The organism is Nitrospirota bacterium, from assembly GCA_015233895.1.
GTDB lineage: Bacteria > Nitrospirota > Thermodesulfovibrionia > Thermodesulfovibrionales > Magnetobacteriaceae > Magnetomonas.
In genome coordinates this window covers 66,209-85,933 of record JADFXG010000008.1, presented here as the reverse complement: position 1 = coordinate 85,933, position 19,725 = coordinate 66,209, and the positions used below count along the sequence as shown (strand labels likewise).

At 41.6% G+C, this 19,725-nt stretch carries 18 protein-coding genes; 2 read left to right on the top strand and 16 right to left on the bottom strand.

Translation table 11 applies throughout. The features are described 5' to 3' along the window. Window positions 1–409 precede the first annotated feature (409 nt). The 8 genes from HQK88_07795 to HQK88_07760 all read right to left on the bottom strand — a co-directional run bounded on the left by HQK88_07795 (window position 410) and on the right by HQK88_07760 (window position 10,208). Window positions 410–1,099 carry a response regulator gene (locus HQK88_07795; protein ID MBF0616706.1) on the bottom strand — a complete coding sequence of 230 codons (690 nt, stop codon included), beginning with the start codon at window positions 1,097–1,099 and terminating at the stop codon, window positions 410–412. Between the two features lie 205 nt (window positions 1,100–1,304). Next, the gene (gene leuA / locus HQK88_07790) at window positions 1,305–2,981 is read right to left on the bottom strand and encodes a 2-isopropylmalate synthase (GenBank protein ID MBF0616705.1); all 1,677 of its coding nucleotides are present in this window, start codon (window positions 2,979–2,981) and stop codon (window positions 1,305–1,307) included. Window positions 2,982–3,231: 250 nt separating this feature from the next. After that, complete coding sequence (locus HQK88_07785; protein MBF0616704.1) at window positions 3,232–4,119, bottom strand: cation transporter; 888 nt, start codon at window positions 4,117–4,119, stop codon at window positions 3,232–3,234. Window positions 4,120–4,526: 407 nt separating this feature from the next. Next, entirely contained in the window at window positions 4,527–6,431 is a 1,905-nt protein-coding gene (gene metG, locus HQK88_07780; GenBank protein MBF0616703.1) for a methionine--tRNA ligase, read from the bottom strand. A 23-nt stretch (window positions 6,432–6,454) separates the two neighbouring features. Next, window positions 6,455–7,576 (bottom strand): stage 0 sporulation protein, encoded by a 1,122-nt coding sequence (locus HQK88_07775; protein ID MBF0616702.1) that lies wholly within the window; start codon window positions 7,574–7,576, stop codon window positions 6,455–6,457. 1 nt (window position 7,577) lies between these two features. Beyond that, entirely contained in the window at window positions 7,578–8,588 is a 1,011-nt protein-coding gene (locus HQK88_07770) for an AAA family ATPase (protein ID MBF0616701.1), read from the bottom strand. Window positions 8,589–8,682: 94 nt separating this feature from the next. Next, complete coding sequence (locus HQK88_07765) at window positions 8,683–9,312, bottom strand: dTMP kinase (GenBank protein MBF0616700.1); 630 nt, start codon at window positions 9,310–9,312, stop codon at window positions 8,683–8,685. Beyond that, window positions 9,312–10,208 carry a hypothetical protein gene (locus tag HQK88_07760; protein MBF0616699.1) on the bottom strand — a complete coding sequence of 299 codons (897 nt, stop codon included), beginning with the start codon at window positions 10,206–10,208 and terminating at the stop codon, window positions 9,312–9,314. Before HQK88_07760 ends, HQK88_07765 begins: the two co-directional genes overlap by 1 nt. A 285-nt stretch (window positions 10,209–10,493) precedes the next feature. Between HQK88_07760 and HQK88_07755 the strand changes: the two genes are divergently transcribed. After that, complete coding sequence (locus tag HQK88_07755; GenBank protein ID MBF0616698.1) at window positions 10,494–11,324, top strand: hypothetical protein; 831 nt, start codon at window positions 10,494–10,496, stop codon at window positions 11,322–11,324. Window positions 11,325–11,432: 108 nt separating this feature from the next. On the opposite strand, the gene HQK88_07750 is transcribed toward HQK88_07755, so the two are convergent. The 8 genes from HQK88_07750 to HQK88_07715 form a co-directional block, all read right to left on the bottom strand. After that, the gene (locus tag HQK88_07750) at window positions 11,433–12,968 is read right to left on the bottom strand and encodes a hypothetical protein (protein ID MBF0616697.1); all 1,536 of its coding nucleotides are present in this window, start codon (window positions 12,966–12,968) and stop codon (window positions 11,433–11,435) included. Between the two features lie 3 nt (window positions 12,969–12,971). Continuing rightward, entirely contained in the window at window positions 12,972–13,895 is a 924-nt protein-coding gene (locus HQK88_07745) for a histone deacetylase (protein MBF0616696.1), read from the bottom strand. Window positions 13,896–13,976: 81 nt separating this feature from the next. Continuing rightward, window positions 13,977–14,882, bottom strand: a complete 906-nt coding sequence (locus HQK88_07740) for a TonB family protein (protein MBF0616695.1) — start codon at window positions 14,880–14,882, stop codon at window positions 13,977–13,979. 33 nt (window positions 14,883–14,915) lie between these two features. After that, window positions 14,916–16,019 carry a geranylgeranyl reductase family protein gene (locus HQK88_07735; protein MBF0616694.1) on the bottom strand — a complete coding sequence of 368 codons (1,104 nt, stop codon included), beginning with the start codon at window positions 16,017–16,019 and terminating at the stop codon, window positions 14,916–14,918. Further along, window positions 16,016–16,765 carry a type III pantothenate kinase gene (locus tag HQK88_07730; protein ID MBF0616693.1) on the bottom strand — a complete coding sequence of 250 codons (750 nt, stop codon included), beginning with the start codon at window positions 16,763–16,765 and terminating at the stop codon, window positions 16,016–16,018. Before HQK88_07730 ends, HQK88_07735 begins: the two co-directional genes overlap by 4 nt. Beyond that, a complete protein-coding gene (locus tag HQK88_07725) occupies window positions 16,749–17,489 on the bottom strand; it encodes a biotin--[acetyl-CoA-carboxylase] ligase (GenBank protein MBF0616692.1) in 741 nt (246 codons plus the stop codon). Before HQK88_07725 ends, HQK88_07730 begins: the two co-directional genes overlap by 17 nt. 2 nt (window positions 17,490–17,491) lie before the next feature. Further along, entirely contained in the window at window positions 17,492–18,112 is a 621-nt protein-coding gene (gene nth, locus HQK88_07720) for an endonuclease III (GenBank protein ID MBF0616691.1), read from the bottom strand. 13 nt (window positions 18,113–18,125) lie between these two features. Next, window positions 18,126–18,746, bottom strand: a complete 621-nt coding sequence (locus tag HQK88_07715; GenBank protein MBF0616690.1) for an MBL fold metallo-hydrolase — start codon at window positions 18,744–18,746, stop codon at window positions 18,126–18,128. Window positions 18,747–18,897: 151 nt separating this feature from the next. On the opposite strand from HQK88_07715, the gene HQK88_07710 reads away from it, so the two are divergent. Then, a complete protein-coding gene (locus HQK88_07710) occupies window positions 18,898–19,713 on the top strand; it encodes a lipoate--protein ligase family protein (GenBank protein MBF0616689.1) in 816 nt (271 codons plus the stop codon). The last annotated feature ends 12 nt before the right edge of the window (window positions 19,714–19,725 follow it).

Sequence of the window (19,725 nt, the reverse complement as noted above, 5' to 3'; positions counted from 1 at the left end):
AAATTTAAAAATCCTGATATGAGTTGATTGTGGTTTATTTAGTTGCTAATTTACTGTTTTGACACTTATTTAGGTAGTATGAGAGTTGCCCAGCATAACACCAGCCTGTCTTACCCCCTGTGTAAATAAGACAGACCGGTATTATTACTTTGGGCTATATGGTGGGATGGGAGCAGCCGGTTTATGGCACAAATATCGGAACATGGAGGTCGCTCCGACACTGATTCCATTACAAAGGTACATAGGCGCTTTTTTAGGGTAGGTTTTTTTTTAGAAGCTGCTCCCATTTTTCCTTATAATCTCCTCTAAACTTAATTATGATATTGCCTTATAATTAGGATAATACAAGGAAAGGGTTCAAAACAAGATAAATCTTATTCTAAAAAAGTGACATGTTGTGGAGTATGCTTCACATAAATTGTGGCGTTTCAAATGATACGAGATATTTTTCAAGAATAAGGAGGCTTTGATATACTTTCTGGCCAGCATCAGTAAGAAGATAGGCTTTGTTTACATCCTGGGAAATTATATTAGCTTCTTTAAGAATTTTAAGATGGAACACCAGTTTTGTGTGGTCATACAGTGAGAGTTCTCTGTTAAGTTCCATAAAGCGGGCTGCTTTTTTCCGGTATAGAACTTTAATCGCATTGCGCCTTATGGGATTTGACAGAGACATCAGTATCTTGTCCATTTCAAGTTCACCTACTTCTTTTTCAAAGGAGGACTCCTCTATCACACGGCGAATTACAGTTAAAAAAGATTCGACATTGAATGGCTTTGTAACATAATCGCTTGCGCCGCACTTTATGGCTTCAACGGCATTTTCTATTGTGGCAAAACCAGTTATAACTATTACTTTCAAAAAAGGTTTGTTGCGTTTCAACTCTGAAAGAACATACTGTCCCCTCATCTTTGGCATCACCATATCCAAAACCACGACATCATAATCGTAGTCACGTGCTAATTCAATGGCAGTCTGCCCATTTGAAGCCACAGAAACACTAAACCCTGAGCCGGTAAGTATCTCCTCCATCAATTCCCTCACCTCTGAATTGTCATCTACTACAAGCACGCTTTTCATCTCTGCTACATCTGCCATAAACCACCCTTAACACTTGGTGTTAGTTTTTCTTTACACCGCCTTTGTTCAAAAAGTTTAAACAAAGATTACAACTTTTGTCAAGACGCCGAATTGCCCCATCAAAAAACTATTTCAAAATGAAACATTGTCAAAGAGTCAAAGAACAGGGCACGAGGGTGGAAACTCTTAAGGAGAGTTCTTTCATCCCCCCTACCCTTTTGTATTATTCCAGCTTGTTAAGACAACTGATGATAGCCTTAATTGATGCTATGCTGATATTGGTATCAACACCTGCGCCAAAGGCCTTCTGCCCTTTGTCATTTTCAAGCTGAATGTAAGCAGCCGCACGTGAGGTTGAACCTCTTTCCAACGCATGTTCGTGATAGCCAATGAGATTAAACACTGTTGATGTCTCCTCTCTTATAGCGTTACAGAAGGCATCTACAGGACCATTACCCTGTCCTGAGATATGTACCTGCTTGCTGTTAATCTTAACACAAGCATCCACTGCTGACGGAAACGCTATAGAACCTTTGTCCTCCTTCTGTGACTCCGTTATATTACATTTTATAAGCTCAAACGGAGATTTCAGGTTAAGGTAGTGCTTTTCAAAACTATCCCAAACAGTGTCAGCATTGATTTCTTTTCCGGTCTCTTCTGATATTTTTTGGATAATCGCTGCAAACTCCGGCTGCATCTCTTTTGGAATCTTAAATCCAAACTCCTCCATAATGTAGGCTATGCCTCCCTTACCGGACTGGCTGTTTATTCTTATGATTGATTCATAAGTTTTCCCAATGTCAGAGGGGTCTATGGGAATGTATGGTACCTCCCAAAAGGTTGAATTACTTTCTTTTAAAGCCTTCATCCCTTTATTTATAGCATCCTGATGGGAGCCGGAAAATGCTGTGAAGACCAGTCCGCCTGCATACGGATGACGGCTGTGTACGTTCATGCCGGTACAGTGCTCATACGTCTTAACGATATGGTTAATGTCACCTATGTCAAGATGCGGATTAACGCCTTGTGTAAACATATTAAGTGCAACAGTGATAATATCCACGTTTCCTGTGCGCTCTCCATTACCAAACAGTGTGCCCTCTACCCTCTCTGCGCCTGCCAACAGTGCAAGCTCTGTTGCAGCAACAGCCGTTCCTCTGTCGTTATGGGTATGAACGCTTATTATGGATTTTTGAGCGTTAGCAGTCCCCATGTTTTTAATGAACCACTCAATCGTATCGGCATAGACGTTAGGAGATGACCCTTCAACTGTAGATGGTAAGTTTATTATCATTTTTTTTGCAATATCCGGCTGCCAGACATTCATAACCTCCATACAGATTTCAAGGGCAAACTCAGGCTCCGTAGCGGTGAAACTCTCCGGTGAGTACTCAAACACAAATTCCGTATCTCTGTACTTTAAGGACTCATTTTTTATACATTTTACCCCTTCTGTAGCCAGAGCAATAATCTCACTACGGCTCTTTTTAAAAACCACTCTGCGTTGCAACTCAGATGTGGAATTGTAAAGATGCACTATCACCCGCTTTGCTCCCTCTATAGCCTCAAAGGTTTTCTTAATCAGGTGTTCACGAGCCTGTGTAATTACCTGAATAGTTACGTCATCCGGAATCAGGTTATTTTCAATCAAATAGCGGGTAAACTCAAAATCAACCCTTGAGGCTGATGGAAAACTTACCTCTATTTCTTTAAACCCAATCTCTGTAAGCAGCTTAAACATGGCAAGTTTTGCTTGTATTTCCATAGGGGATGGCAATGCCTGATTGCCATCCCTAAGATCAACGGCACACCAAACAGGCGCTTTTTCCAGTAACTGTGACGGCCACATACGCTCAGTTAAATTAACCGCCTTATATGGACGGTATTTTTCTGCAGGCATATTCTTCAACTCTTTACCTCCTTATAAAAAATTAATACAAAACAAAAAAAGAGCTGCGGTTTTATATATATGCCGCAGCCCTTCATTAACTAACTATCTATTTAACAGTATTCTTTAATTACCTACACTGATAGCACTCCTTGTTCGGGCCGCAGAAACTCACATAGTCGGCATAGCCCTGTTATATTTATTCTCACTATATCAACTGAAACAACCATAAGAAAAGTTTACGATACCTTTTAACCGTTTGTCAAGTTTTTTTAGCGGGTTCAACGTGAACAACAACATCTGCAACGCCATCCATTTCATTTTTTATAGCGTTAACAACCTTATGTGCGATTTCATGTCCTTCTGCCACAGTTAGATCGGGTTCAACGACTATATGTAAGTCAACAAACACGTTGCCTCTTGCCCCGCGGGTCCTAATCTTGTGGCAGCCGACAACACTTTCAATCTTACAGGAAATTTCAGACAACAGCTTTGTGTCAATTTGATTAGCATCAATAAGCACACTTATCGTTGACCTCAGAATTTCCAGCCCAGACCACGCTACCATCAAACCAACCACGGCACCTACCACAGGGTCAACATGGCGCAATCCCAGTTTTGACAAAACAAGGCCAACTAATACACCACAGGTCACATATATGTCGCTTTTAGTGTGTGCCGAGTCGGCTACCAGAAAATCACTGTTAAGTTTTTGTCCCATCCTTTTTTCATATATGCAGACAAATACATTTACAGCAAGGGTGGCACCCATTACGATAAAAGTCTCAAACGAAATCTTTAACTGTGGCATTTTCCCAGTGAGCGCTCCATAAACATCTTTAAAAATCTCAAAACACGCAAAAAACATCATAAGCGATATTACAACAGTAAGAAGAATCTCCACTTTCTTGTGGCCATAAGGGTGTTCACTGTCAGGCGGGTTGTAGGCAAATCGCAGACCAACTAATCCTACCACATTTGAAAGACCGTCAAAAACCGAATGAAATCCATCCGAATATATAGACACCGAATGAGTCATCATGCCGAAGATTATTTTAAAGGCTGATACCGTCAGGTTTAACACCATGGTATATATCAACACCTGCTGTATTTGACTTATGTTGTTTCCTGTTTTCAAATCGTTATTCATAATGTGCTTCTGATATTATTACATATTTTGCAACAAAAAAGAGTTTGCAGCAAAAATCAATGCCATAAACGTAATTGTGGTATATGTTACACATATAAAAACGATTTTTGCCAGGAATCTATATAAATACACGTGTTATCAAGGAAATATCATTGACATAAATATTGCTCATCTTTAGTATTCCGTAACAGCTTGATTTTTAACCAGAGCAGTTATTGGCAAACGGAATAACGCACATGTTTGCCAATCCTGGAACGAGTGAGGAGGGATTTCTTGATGCTGCTACAAGTTGCCTTAGTTGACTTATATAACGACCCTCCAGCCAGTTTTCAAACGTCGAGGATGGCAACGATAAACTCTCTGTCTTTTATTTTACATGACTTTGATGTCCATTTTACTATCATACCTTATTTTACAACTGACCCAGCGGGCAGTTCACCATCCGGGGTTACTAGTCTCAGAGTATCGCCTTCTGAGGCGGCAAGAACCATCCCATGAGATTCCACACCCATGAGCTTTGCTGGCTTTAGATTGGCTACGACTATGACGGTTTTTCCTACTAACTCCTCGGCTTTGTAATGCTTGCCAATCCCTGCCACCACCTGCCGTATCTCACCGGTATCCACACTCAGTTTTATCAGTTTATTGGATTTTGGTACAGGCTCTGCTGATAAAATCTTTCCGACTTTTAGTTTAACCTTTGCAAAATCATCTATGCTTATAAGATCATCTGTTTTTTCCGAAACCTCTATGTTCGTATCTTCCACTTTCCCTTTCCTTTCGTTTTCTATTTTGGGGAACAGTTGCTCTATAGTCGTTACCAGCGACCCGGCTTTAAGCGTTCCCCATTTCAATTTTTCATTAATATTTCTTTCCGAACCAAGCGGCTCTCCGGTTATGTGGCTGTAAAGACGCTCTCCAAATTTTGGCATAAACGGGTACAAATACACAGATATAAACCGTATTCCCTCAACCAGTGAGTACATTACAACAGCAAGCTTTTGTGCTGAGCTAGTGTCTTTGGCAAGCACCCAAGGCTTGTTTGAGTCAATGTATTTATTTAAAAAGGAGACCAGCTCCCAAACCGCATCGAGGGCCTTATTAAATGAAAGCACTTTTAAGTGCTCTTTCAAACGCTCTGAAATTCCCTCGGCAAGGTCTTTTAGCTCAATATCAAATTCACTAGTCTCAGGAACTATCCCATTAAAATATTTACTCAGCATGGCAAATGACCTGTTAACCAGATTTCCGAGATCGTTTGCCAACTCGGTGTCAAATCTCTTTATTAGTGCGCTTTCAGAATAATCGCCGTCAAGGCCAAACGTTACCTCCCGCATTAAAAAATACCTGAAAGCATCCACGCCGTAAGTTTCTGTGACCGCAAGCGGATCAACCACGTTACCGACAGACTTGGACATTTTCTTGCCGTCAATTGTCCACCAACCGTGAGCAAAAATCATCTCAGGCAGTGGAAGTTTTAATGCCATTAGCATGGCAGGCCAATAAACGGCATGAGTTGTAACGATGTCTTTCCCTACGATATGGCAATCAGCAGGCCACCAGTAGGTTTGATTATGCTCCTTAGCTAAATAACCGGCGGCTGAATAGTAGTTCAGCAGGGCATCAAACCACACATACGTTACGTAAGTTTCGTCAAATGGTAACGGAATGCCCCACGAAAGCCTCTTTTTTGGCCTTGAGATACACAAATCCCCAAGAGGATTAGATCTCAAAAAGCCCAGCACCTCATTTTTTCTCGACTCAGGCCTTATGAAGCCGGAATTTTTGTTTATATGCTCTATCAGACTGTCCTGATATTTAGACATTAAGAAAAAGTAATTGTCTTCTTTTATTGTTTCAACTGGTCTTAAGCAGTCCGGGCAGTTGCCGTCTATCACTTCCTTATCTGTCCAAAACCGCTCATCGTGTGTGCAATATGAGCCCTCATATGTGCGCTTAACTATTTCACCGCAGTCGTAAAGTCTCTGCAGCATCTCCCTGACTGTATCTGAGTGCTCTTTGTCGGTTGTCCTTATAAAAGCATCATTAGTAATATCCAGAGCCGTCCAGAGTTTTTTAAAATTTTTGCACATCATGTCTGTGTGGTCTTTGGGAGAGACACCGCGTAGTTCTGCCGCCTGAAGCACTTTCTGGCCATGTTCGTCTGTACCTGTCAGGAAAAACACATCGGCTCCCGCCATGCGGTGGAATCTTGCCGCAATATCGGCTGCCACTGTGGTATAGGCATGCCCAATGTGCGGGATGTCGTTTACATAGTAGATAGGAGTTGTTATGTAAAATCTATCTGGCATAAGAGTTTATCTCCAATTTATAATCATTCAGGTTTTGGCGGTATTTTCTTGTGTTTTTTAAAGTGAAATTTCTTTTTTCTCTCCGCATTATCCTGCTGTCCGTTGCTCTGAGCTGGAGTTACTGCTGCCCCTTCTTGTGAAGAGGCTGTCTCTGCGGTGTCTGTGCCTACAGGTTTTGAGTATGGAACCTTTTTATGAAATCTTCTTTTGTTAGGGTCAAAGCGCTTTTGTTCCTGATCTCTGCCTGCAGCAGGTTTTTGTTCCATAGCAGGCTGTGCCGCTTCTTTGTTGGAGGGTGATGTTTGTTCTGGCGCCTGCTGCTGTGCATCAACCTCCTGCTGGTTGCCTTTATTATATTTATGCGGCGGTTTTTCTGTTTTTATTTTTTTTTCTAAAAAGGCAAGTATCGAGGCGTCTTCGATGGTCTCTGTAGAAAGACTTTTCCCGTCAATCACTGCTGTTATTCCTGTTGTGCCATCATCCCGAAGCTCGATTACGTCTCCGGTTGGTTCTGCCCCGCTATCAACCTCAAAACCCAAACAACACATCAACCGTCCACATAGACCGGAGAGCTTTCCAGGGTTTAGCACCAAATCCTGACTCTTAGCCATCCGTATGGAAATAGGGGCAAAACTGGAAAGAAAACAGTTACAGCAAACCTCACGGCCGCATATGCCAAGACCTCCTATCACTTTTGTCTCATCCCTGACCCCAATCTGGCGCATCTCTATCCGGGTTCTAAAGCGTGAGGCAAGGTCTTTTACCAGCTCTCTGAAATCAATTCGCCCATCTGCTGTGAAATAAAACACTATCCGCTTTCTGTCCAAAGTTGACTCCGTAAGCACAAGTTTCATTGGAAGCTCACGCGCAATAATTCGTTGCTGGCAATACTCTCTTGCCTCTTTCTCTATGCTGTCATTGTCGGCTTTTGCCCTTAAATCCTCCTCAGTAGCGCTTCTTAGCACTTTTTTAAGTTCCTTTTGAGGATTTTCCACACTCTTTGTCTCTGTCACCACACTTCCTATTGCTAGACCGAAGTTTGACTCCACTACGACCAGGTCACCTATTGACACTGGCATTGCATCCACTTCGTAGTCATAAATCTTTCCACATTTCTTAAAACGTATTCCTATCACATCAGGCATTTTATATCAACTCCTTATAAACCTGGCTTTGTTTTGATAAAGCACCTAAAACCGAATAGACATAGTTAAAGGTAACACCAACATTAAGATTCAGTACAAAGTAATTAGACAACTCAAGAAGCCTTTGAAAAGTGTCCAGCACACTGCCTATATCTACCTGGGCAGTGAGTTTAACAAGTTGTTCTCTCATATCAGAGTTAACCACGTATGGGGAGTTCACATCGCATTTCAGAATGGAAATGTCTCTGAGAAAAACCAGTGCAGACTGTAACCACTTAAGCATGTCGTCTCTGGTCTTAAGCGTTTCATGTTTTGAAATTGGTTTTTGGGCACCGGTAAACATCTTAGAAAAAATCAAATAGTCGTTGTTTCTTTTTGGCACTATGCCGGCATCAAGGGCTTTCCCGATGTCTCCCTGAGAGAGTCTGAGCTGGATTTCATCAGGGTGCTCACCTGCCTCAGATGCAACCTTTAGCATATCAGATGGGTTTAGCGGACAAAAGGGGATTTTCAGACATCTTGAGCGTATGGTGTCAGGCAGTGCCTCCTCTTTTGAGGTTATGAGCACTATAACGCACCCTGCCGGCGGTTCCTCAAGGGTCTTTAGAAAAGCGTTAGCCGATGCCTCATTCATCATATCGGCATTTTCCACTATAAGGCACTTCTGAGCCCATTGCATGGAGGTTGTAGCTAAGAAGTTCTCTATTTCCCTTATTTCCTCAATCTTTATAATACTTTCATCAAAGGCTGTTACTTTTAAGTCAGGATGAACACGTTTATCCACATTAACACACGAGGAGCAGGTGCCGCAGAAATCCACAGGCCCTTTGACTTTACAATTCATTGATTTTAAAAACGCAAAAGCTGCAAATGTTTTTCCTGTACCGGCAGGACCGTAAAAGAGAAAGGATGACGCCACCTTTCCGCTTCTTAGCATAGAGGTAAGCATATATGCTGCTCTTTCATGTCCTATAAGACCAAGCGGCATTCTATCGACTAACTTCGTTGGCATCGTCAAAAGCTCCTCAACGTACTAAAAGTACGCCTGCGTCGCTTTCTCCTTGCCGCCTTGTTATCCTTCAGACTGCTACTTGGTATAAAATACCCTAAAGGCAATTGCACCTCTCCTTTATAGTCTCAACAATACGTTTGGTGAGTGTTTCAACAGGCAAAGCACCGTCAAGGACTTTAACTCTAAGCGGTTCAGCTTTGGATAAATCCAAAAACCCCTCCCGTACTCTTTCATGAAACAATAACTCCTCCATTTCAAGTCTGTCCGCTTTTGATGCTGCCTTCTTTCTGTTTAGCCCTATAGAAACGTCAAGGTCTATAACAATTGTAAGGTCGGGTTTAAATCCCTTTAGTATAAGTGCATCAAGCTGCTTAATGAGTTCCGGGTTTATACCGCGCCCATAGGACTGGTAGGCAAAGGTGGAATCGATGAATCTATCCGTAATAACGTAAGCACCGCGCCGTAAAGCCGGTTGTATCACCTCTGCCACGTGCTGAGCGCGTGCTGCGTAAAAGAGCATCAGCTCTGTAATTGGCGACATGTTGACGGTTTTTGGATTAAGGAGGATTTCCCTTATTCTCATACCGATTTCTGTTCCTCCGGGCTCAAACGTTTCCACAACATCCAAACCGCTTACTTTCCTCAAAGCCTCAGCAACCAACTTAACCTGCGTTGATTTACCGGAGCCGTCAGTGCCCTCAAATGATATAAACACGCCTGCCATTAGTTTCCATAAGTTTCAACAAGATGCCCCTTTAATGCCTTAAGCAGCCTAAAAACCTTTTCAGCTTCAGGGACAGTCAGAGCGCCGGTGCCGCATGAGGGAGTAAGCATCAGGTGTGACAACACCAGGTCTCTATCCACATGTTTAGACAGAGAGTTTAATCTCTCGTCAAATTTCTTGATTATGCTGCTTTCATCCTCGTAGTTGATAAAGTTTGTAGTGGGTACCATGCCCCACGCTAGAGTGCCGCCATCGGAAAGATATTTCTTAATTCTTTCGTGATACATTGCAATAGTGTCAAAGAAGGCATAAGAGTCAAAATTAACAATATCAGGCTTTGCGTCAAAGACAATATCCCAGTCGCACTTGCCGCAGGTGTGAATACCGGCTATTGCACCAGCCGACTGAACACCGGTTACAATTTCTGTTATAAGCCTGCCTGCCTCCTCGGTTGAAACACCGAGATATGCGCTGCTGCCTATTGCCGCAAAAATAGGCTCATCTATAAATATTACCACATTATCCGCAAACTCTTTTAAGATATCCACCTGCCACTTGACTTTCCCAACAAGCAACATAAGGGCTATTTCTCTTAACTCCTCGTCAAAGAACAGAAACCTCCCCTCCTCGTCTTTTATTCCCAGAGTAAAAGTAAGGGGGCCTGTCACATGCCCTTTCAAAGTGTTAAACCGCTCTTTCGTTTTTAATAATCCAATCATCTTGTGAAAACCGGCAGCATTATTCTCAGAGATGGCAACAGAGGGGTTTTCAGAGTATTTTTCGTAAAAAGTATTTAATTCATCCTGCAACTTTCTTTTTATAATGTATTGTTCTTTAACAGCGTCAATTTCAAGAAAAGGCAGCCCCTCCGAATACTGGGCAACCATAGTTTCCATAAACGAGGTCTGCGGTAACTGAGGCCAAAACGGTATATCAAAGCTGTTTAATACTAAAGAGCACCCATCCGTTGCGTTGTTATGAGGCAAACTCCCTATTCCTGTTGTTGAAAACCTTGTTAGCATTGTGTCTTAAATGATAACTTATTTTGTCTTTAAGATTCAACTCCGATAATTCTTATCTTTAAAATATGGTTATTTTTCATTATAGTTGGAGTGTGGATAATTGTATTTTCCTCAAACCGCTATGTTAGTATAATGTTATCATTGATATTTTGGAGAGGCATGATGCACCAAAAGTATGATGTTACATTGAAAGATATTTTAAAGGATATGCCAAAAGTATTTCTTAAAATCCTTACAGGGTATGACACGTGTAAATTTATAGATGTCCAGTTCCCGGATATTCAATTAAGGGAGCCCGATTTGGTGATGGAGGTATCTGACGGAAAACTGATACATACTGAGGTGCAAGGCAGAAATGAAAATAATATGCTGCAACGGTTCTATCTATATTCAGGGTTCATCTTTAACCAACATAAGATATTACCGATACAGATATTGCTTTATGTCGGTAGTGCTCCCCTGAACATGCAAAATCATATGGAAAACGAGTATATAAAATACTCCTACAAAGTGGTTGATATCCGGGAGATTGATTGCAGCCAGCTTATAGCCAGCGATAGTCCCGAAGATATTGTATTAGCGATACTTTGTAACACCAATGATGTGGATGTTACAATAAAAAGTATTCTTGATAAACTGACTGCGCTGCTATCGCCTAAGGAAAGAGAAAATTATATCAGAAAGCTGCTTATTCTTTCTGATTTACGTAAATTGTATCCTAAAGTTAAAATGGAGGTAAGTAAAATGCCTATAACGATTGATGTGAGAGAGAGTGATATTTATCAGGAGGGGTTACTTGAAGGTGAGCGTAAGGGGTTACTTGAAGGAATTGAATTAGGACTTGAACTTAAATTTGGGTTATCAGGACTTGAGATAATGAATATAGTCAGGGCGATAAATACTGTAGATAAATTGGATGAGTTTAAAAACATTATCAAAAAAGTCGGCTCGGTGGATGAATTGAAGGAGTTTTTGGGAAAGAGTGTGTAAGCGTCGAGGGACGTGGGGTTGGAATTTTTGGAGACCCCGTTGTTAACGTTATAATGTTAAACCTCGCATTGGATGGGGTGAATTAATCAGCATATACAAATATATTCTTCAATAGTTTTTCTGTAAAATTAGACATCTATGCAGTGTTATTTTTAATGTGTAGTTATCAAAAATCCAGCGGGTAACCGCTGCTGGAACTTGCTCATTAAGGTACTGAATGTCACCTGATACTATGAACTTAGGCGGATTTTCTCTTAGCTCTTTAAGGAGATTTTCTGCCTTTTCAGTACCTTTACTCTTAAAGGTATTTATAAAAAGATGATTTAACACATATATGTATGACGTCGGACTCAGCCGTCCGCTTTCTATGTATGTATATTTATTGTAGGATGGAACCCATATATAGTCAGTGCTCGTAGTGTTATTTTTAATGTAATATGAACAGACATCTTCTTGTCTTTTTTCATAAGGTTTAGTGATTCTTTCGTAAAACTGATAAGTCATAGCGCTGTCAAAAATAAAGAGAGATAAAGTAAAGGCTGCAATAACGGCAAAGAAAGATAAACGGGCGGTAAAATTAAAATAACGTTTTAGGGCATCCGCTAAAAAAACAGCTCCGGCAGCGGCAACTGCGGTAAATGGTGCAATAAGTTGAAGGTAGTAGTGGGAAAATTGTGTACTTGCAAGGTTTACACTTACAGTGCCCATAATAAACCAGATTAATAAAAGCATAGGTATATGGCTGTATTCTCTGTTGAATCTCTTTGAAAAAGCGCCTGTTGCTCCGACTACAAAAAACACATCGGTTGTTATTATAAATAAAATATTTTTATTCATACTGCGGACACTGCCTGAGAGCGCGCTCTCTATACCGGTTTTTTCGTAGGAGTTGTAGTGTGAATACGCTAGATTATTTGAAATCACTTCTAACAGGTACTGAAAGAGCCCCTCTCTCATAAAATACACTATAATTATCAGTGCAGGTAATAGCAAAGCCAACATAAAAATGATTCCTAAGCGCATTTTTACCTTAAAGACCAAATCCAACTTTAAAAACAGATAGATTACCCATGGTATAACCAGAAAAACGAAAGGTTCTTTTGTTAATGCAGCAAGGGACATGAAGAATCCTGAGGCTGCTAAAAGTGCAATTTGTTTATAACCACCGGAGTCAATACAATAAAGCAAGGCCAGAATTCCTATAAGTAAAAACGCTGAGCCATATTCCTCTGTGTAGTTACCGGATGAAAACAGCAATGGTGTGTAAAAATGCCGCAAAAAAACTAATGTGAATATTAAAGCAACTGGAAAGCTGCCACGGAAAAATTTTAAGAGGATCGAAAAAAATGTAATAGCCATAGCAATGGCAAATATCCTCTCCATGGCATATATGCTGTTAACGGAGGGGCCAGCAAGTTTCAACGCAAGGAGATTCAGAAAAAAAATCGGCGGAAGTTTATGATCGTAAGCCGCCTTATACAACACCTTACCTTTAAACATGTGAAAGGCAATGTTTGCAAAAATCGCAGAGTCATTAACAAGAGCAATGGTTGTATAAAAATTAATGGTTCTAAATGAAATCCATACAACAGCCAGTACTAATAAAGCTTTGGCTGTAGGGTAAAACACACCTTCGTATTTCACGACTTATTCGTAACTTAACAGTTCCTGCATTGTGATTGTAACTGATGAGGCAAGAGCCTCAAGGCTATATCCACCTTCGAGGGTAAATATGACTGGGATGTCATTCTTAGCGCTCAGAATACCCCTTACAATGTCTCTGATACCATCATCTGTCACGCCAAAACCTGCCAGAGGATCTTTTTTATGTATATCATAACCAGAAGAGACAAGTATTATATCCGGTGAAAATGACTCAACAAGCTTATGAAGTGTAACATTATAGGCCTCTTTCATTTCCCTATCCCCTGCACCATAACTTAGAGGGACATTATAGGTAAAGCCCTTTCCTTTACCCGAGCCGGTTTCTGATGCAGCTCCTGTGCCAGGGTAATGTGGATACTGATGCGAGCTAAAGTAAAACACTGTGTCATCGTTATAGAAACTGTGCTGCGTGCCGTTACCGTGGTGGACGTCAAAATCAACAATAAACACTTTTTTATAGCCCTGTTTCTGGGCAAATCGCGCTCCTATTGCTACATTATTAAAAATACAAAATCCCATTGCCCTGCTGTCCTCGGCATGATGGCCGGGAGGCCTTACGGCACAAAAGGCACGCTCAATGTTGCCTGCCGCACAGTTTCTTATCGCTGTAATTATCGCGCCTGCCGCATACAGAGCGGCCTCAAGGGTGTATTCCGACATGAAAGTATCTGGGTCAAGGTACCCTCTGGTTATCTGCTGAAGTTGAGTTATATAAGAGTCCGTGTGTATTGCTTCTATATCGCCTATTGAGGATTTCTCCGGGCTTAGGTGAACTAATGAGTTCCATATATCAGAGTTCTTTAGCGCATTCACTATTGACACCAACCGCTCACTTGACTCAGGATGAAACTCAGGCATCTCATGTCTTAAAAAAATATCATCATATATAAACGCTGTCTTTTTCATTGACCGGCCTCCTACTGTTTTTTTAACAACCGTTACACACAGTATAACATAACAGGTGCCAGAAGATTAACGGTGTATATCCTAACGGTTTCTGTCCATATCATAGATATGATAGACGAATCGTCCTTTTATGGTAAACGAATCCTTTTTCCAATCATCTGGAAGGGGCCAAAACGGAGCTGCATCTCTGACAGACTGCATGGCTGCCTCATCGAGACTCTGGTCTCCTGAGGTTCTCATAACATAGACCTGGCCAAGTGTGCCGTTTTTGTTGATTGTAAAACTTATCTGCAAATCACCGGTTATCCTGCGTTTAATAGCATCAGGGGGATATACCCATGAGGCTTCAATCATTTTCTTTAGTTTTCTCATATATCCCTCAAATCTGATATCCTCAGTTTCCAAAGACAAGGCAGTGTCTCTTTCTGCGCCATATATGTGTCCTGTACCCTGAGTACCGCTCTGAGCGTGTTTGGCTATTATGTCTTTATCAAACAGGTTTGACATTGAGGGAGGTGACGGTTTTTGCCCTTTAGACGGTTTTACAGGCTTTGACTCTTCAGGAGCTTCAGGCTGTGCGGATTGTGTTTTTGCTGTGGAGGGTTTTTGAGGCGTCTCTCCTGCGACTCCGGGGACTTTTTCAGCTCTCTCCACAGGCCGTCTCTGTGCCTGAGTGAGAGGTTTAACGTGATGAGGAATAGCTTGAGCTCTTTGTGGCTTTTTAAGCTGAGTTTCCCTGCGGGGAGCGCTCTTCATGACCTGAGGAGAGCTTTTCAGCTCTTGCCCCTTTCCCTCCTTCTCTCCTTCTCTTGCCGACTCCTTTTTTTTGCTTATGTCAGGGACATCCGGCTCCTTTGTTATTATCTTTGCGGCTACAGCTTCTTTGGGTGGCTCCCATGGTTTCTTTTCCTTTTTATAAACTAACATAAAAATTAAAATCAGAATCAAATGAATCAGTGCTGAGATAATTAAGTATTGCTTAAACATAGTCTGGCTGCAATTTTCTCAAATCCTCACTTTTCAGGAGAAAAGATACCTTTTAAGTAGTTTTGTTGTTAAAACCGTAAGTTCTTTCAATTTCATGTTCTTTTGAATCCACAGACCAAGTGAGGCCTCTCTTATGTCAGCCCTGCTGTGAATTGAAACGAGTTTTTCGGCTGCTTCATCAGTTTTTAAGAAATAATTCTGAAGTGCTCTCATCAGTATAAAGTGTTTTTTATATTTTGACTGCCAGTGTTTCTTATAATTATTTGGTTTATTGTTAATTATGGCATCAGCCGCTAATTTTGCTGACTTCATGGCATAGTATATTCCCTCATAAGTCATAGGGAGCACCTGGCCTGCGGCATCGCCTACAAAGAAAATCCCGTTTTTGTAATAAACCCCACCGTCCCAGACAGGAATGAAATATCCCCTTCTTTTACCGGTTCTATTAAATCCACTGTCCTTTATAAAATTATCCAGATGCCGGTTTACGGCAGATGTATCTATAGTACCGGTTCCAGCCGATATGCCTTCACTGTGTGGAAAAACCCATGCGTAAAACTCAGGTGCATAATGTCTCCCAAACTGAAAACGGCACGCTGGTATGCTCTCTCCCTGTATAATCTCATGAGCTGTAAAGACCCGCCCAGGAAATGTGCCGGTTACCGCTTTCCGAATGGTGGAGTTTACACCGTCTGCCGCTATCACATATTTTGCTCGTAAAATCTTCTCCTGGCCATCGGTATTTATTTTAAGTATCACAACTCCTTTGCCAAAACTAACTCCTGTTACGTTACCTGTAATTACGGAGGCTCCAGCCCCTTGTGCCTCAAGTCTCAGCGCTTTGTCAAATTCCCTGCGGTTAATTATTGAGAGAAAAGTACCGCCAAGGTCTATCTCTTGCACAACACCCTTTGGGGATACGATTTCAAGTGAATGTACTTTGCGCTTGATTAAGGATTCCGGTAAGTCAAATTCCTGAAAAGCCGTGGAGATTAACCCTCCTCCGCATGGTTTATCATTGTCGGGGTTCCTCTCAATTAACACCGTCTCTATTGATGCCCGGCTTAAAACCCTTGCTGCAGTGGCGCCTGCAGGCCCCCCTCCAACTATCGCCGCATGTACGTCGTATCGATTCATTTGTTTAATCGTTCATAAAGAAGCATAAGCCCCTTTAGCGAGAGATCCAAATCAACCAAATCCACCCGTTTCAAAAAAGACTCCATCACCGGTGCACCACCGCCCGTTATCACAACTCTGATATTATAACCTAATTCTCTCTCTGTTTCACACGTGATGGTATCAACCGCCCCGGAGGTGCCGTAAAAAATCCCGGAAAGAATCGCCTCCTCCGTATGTTTTCCCAGTGCTGATGGTTTTTTCAAGCCGTCAAAATGTACGGCAGGAAGCAACGCCGTGTGGCTATGGAGGCTCTCTGTGATGAGGCTCACTCCAGGGAAAAGTGCTCCGCCGGAAAACACACCGTCTTTATCCATTACACTCATAGAAGTTACCGTTCCAAAGTCAACAGTCAATGTTGGCCCCTTAAGTGCCTCAAAAGAGGCCAAAGCCACAGCCACCCTGTCAATTCCAACGCGCTCCGGGTATTTGATATTAAATTTTACACCGGCCTCTACAGCGTTTGTAATTAATACCGGTTCTGGTCCAAAATACCTGCTTGCCGCCGTTACAACGCGCTCTGTAATGTCCGGAACAACCGACATGACAACTATCCTGTTTATTTTAGCATCTGAGAAAAGCCCTGCAAAAGGATTATTCTCTCCGTTAAATAACTCTTTTGGTATAGATGTCTTTTGTAAAACAAACTGCTGACCGATAATACCAACCTTTACATTTGTGTTACCTATGTCAATAGATAACAGCATGGGTAATATCGCAGCTTTTCAATAACACTTTTGAACCCTCTGGTTTTTCTACAATGAGAAACCCATCATCGTTTATGCCAATCGCTCTGCCACAGACAACCCCGTTATCTGTAGAAACCGAGACTGTGGAATTTATGGTCTTGCTGAGTGATTCCCACGTTTTAATCAGGGATTTCTTCTCAAACTTTAATTTATCATAATATGCTGCAAAGTATTTTAGCAGAGACTCGATGATGCGTCCTCTTTCAAAGTCTTTCCCTGTCTCTAAAAAAATACTTGTGGCCGTGTTTTTTAACAAATCAGGAAACTCTTTAGTATTAACATTGAGGCCAATTCCGGTAACGATGTAAGACACCGTGCTGCCTGCCGATGAGGACTCAGAAAGAATCCCGCCGAGTTTTTTATTGCCGCAGTATATATCATTTGGCCACTTAGGCCACACAGTTAGTTTGCAGGTATCTTTAATCGCAGAGACTAAAGAGAGAGAACTTATAACATTCATAAGTGTCAATGGAAAGCCCTGCTCAGGCCTTAATATGACAGACATATAGATGTTTACGCCAGGGGGTGAAAACCACTCGTTTTTGCCCTTTCCACGTCCTTTGTGCTGGCTGTCAGCAATAATCACAGTGCCGTGCGGGACATTTTGTCTGGCAAGTGTTTTAGCAAGGTCGTTTGTGGAGGCGGTTTCAGTTACGTACTGGATATTATAACTAAAATCCATATTTAGATATTTTTATCCGGCCACGGACACAGCGTATTCAAAAAGCATTTAGAGCAGAGAGGTTTTATTGCCTTGCAAATGGTACGGCCAAAAAGAACGGTACTAAGGGAAAATGCAATCCATTCCGTTTCCGGAATCAGCTCTCTGAGTGTCATTTCCACTTTTTCAGGGTTTTTGGAGTTAACCAGCCTGAGGCGGTTAGTTATTCTTAGTACGTGGGTGTCCACTGCAATAGCGGGAATAGAAAACGCCACAGCTAAAACCACGCTCGCCGTTTTTCGCCCTACTCCGGGCAATTTGGTTAACTCCTCCATTTTGGGGGGAACGCTACCGGCATAATCAGCAATAATTGTACCGGCACACTTTTTGATTGCCTCTGCCTTGTTTTTAAAAAACCCTGTCGTTTTAATATCCTCCTCAAGTATGCTTAAATCAGCATTTGCAAAGTCTGCAACAGTTGGATATTTTTTAAACAGAGTTTTTGTCACGATGTTTACCCGTACATCGGTACACTGGGCAGAAAGAATAGTAGCCACAAGCAGTTCAAACTCAGTTGTGAAATTGAGGGCACACTTAGCGTTAGGGAAATTGCCTTTAAGTTTTGAGACTATTTCTTTAACCATATTATTTGAGTCCTTATACAGCATTTGGGATATATACCTTAACTTTGCCTTCAAGTAATACAGCAAACCGTTTGGCATCCTCTTTAGTTCCCACAATCGTGGCATAATGCATAGGGATGGCAGCTATCTTTGGTTTAATGTCAAGAGCCGCTGCTGCAGCCTCATCGGCTGTCATGACATAGGTGCCGCTAACAGGAAGAATAGCTATGTCAATGTTTGAAAGCGCGCGCATCTCAGGGATATGGTCGGTATCTCCTGCCAAATAAATTCTTATGCCGTTTACCTTAAAAATGTATCCCAGCCAGTTGTTGGCCTTTGGATGGAAATTTTTATTGGTATTATACGCAGGCACCACCTCTACCTCTATTCCTGAAACTGTAAACTTATCCCCGGGCATTGCTACTTTAACGTTACCGGTAAGCTTAAAGGCACAATCGTGGGGAATTACAAAGGCCGTGTTTTGGTCGCTTATCTTTCGTATATCATCTGGTGAAAAATGGTCAAAGTGAGTGTGGGTTATAAAAATCAAATCCGCCTTATCGGGTTTTTTAATGTTGTAAGGGTCAGTGTAAATGGTTTTTTCTCCGGTTATCTTAAAACAATCATGGCATACCCATTTAATGTTTTCTAACATCGTCACTGCCTCCTCCATTTTGTTTGAGTTGTTGTCATATAATGACTCTGCTCAGAGACACTGTATTTTATCATATTTGGGGGATTTAATACCAAATTAGTTCTTAAATCGGTTTCTTGACAATGTCTGGGTGGTTTAGTATTATGCTTCAATGAAAGACAATCACTGGCGCTTAATAACATACAGCACACATAGTGCCGGATTTAATATGGCATTGGATGAGGCGATAGCGGAAAGTGTTGTTGCAAGTAAGGCGTTGCCGACACTCAGATTTTACGGCTGGACAAATCCTTCAATAACTATCGGGGCATTTCAGAAAATCAGTGACATTAACTTAGTTAGGTGTAATGAGCTTGAAATTCCTGTTGTAAGAAGGCCAACCGGTGGCAGGGCAATACTGCACGGAAACGAGCTAACCTACAGTTTTTCTTCGGTTGCAGGCATATGTGGCAAAAAACACCCAAGTGTTCCATTTACCGATAGTCTTTTAAATAACTACAAACTCATAAGCTCGGCTTTCCTTCTTGCTGTTAAAAACCTTGGGATAGATGCTATTCTAAGCCATAGGAGATTAAACAGAAGGACACTATCCTCCGGCAATCCGCTCTGTTTTGCATCAACGTCATTCAGCGAACTTACAGTTTCAATGGGAGGCAATGGGTTTAAGGTGATGGGAGCGGCCCAAAAACGCTATGACGGCGGATTTCTTGAACAGGGTTCTATTCCACTATTAACGGAAAGAGGTTTGCTTAATGAGCTTTTTAGTGAAACAGAAAACCTTCTGCCAGGCCTTAACTTCTTTAACAGCAATATTACAATTGAGCTTCTGATGTCAGGCATTGTAAGCGCATTTGAAGAGACCTTTGGCATTACTCTTAAAGAGGGAACTCTTACCGGTGAGGAAAAAAAATCTGCTGAATTACTTGAAAAAAAATACCACTCCAACAACTGGACTTTTAGAAGATAATATTAGACCTTC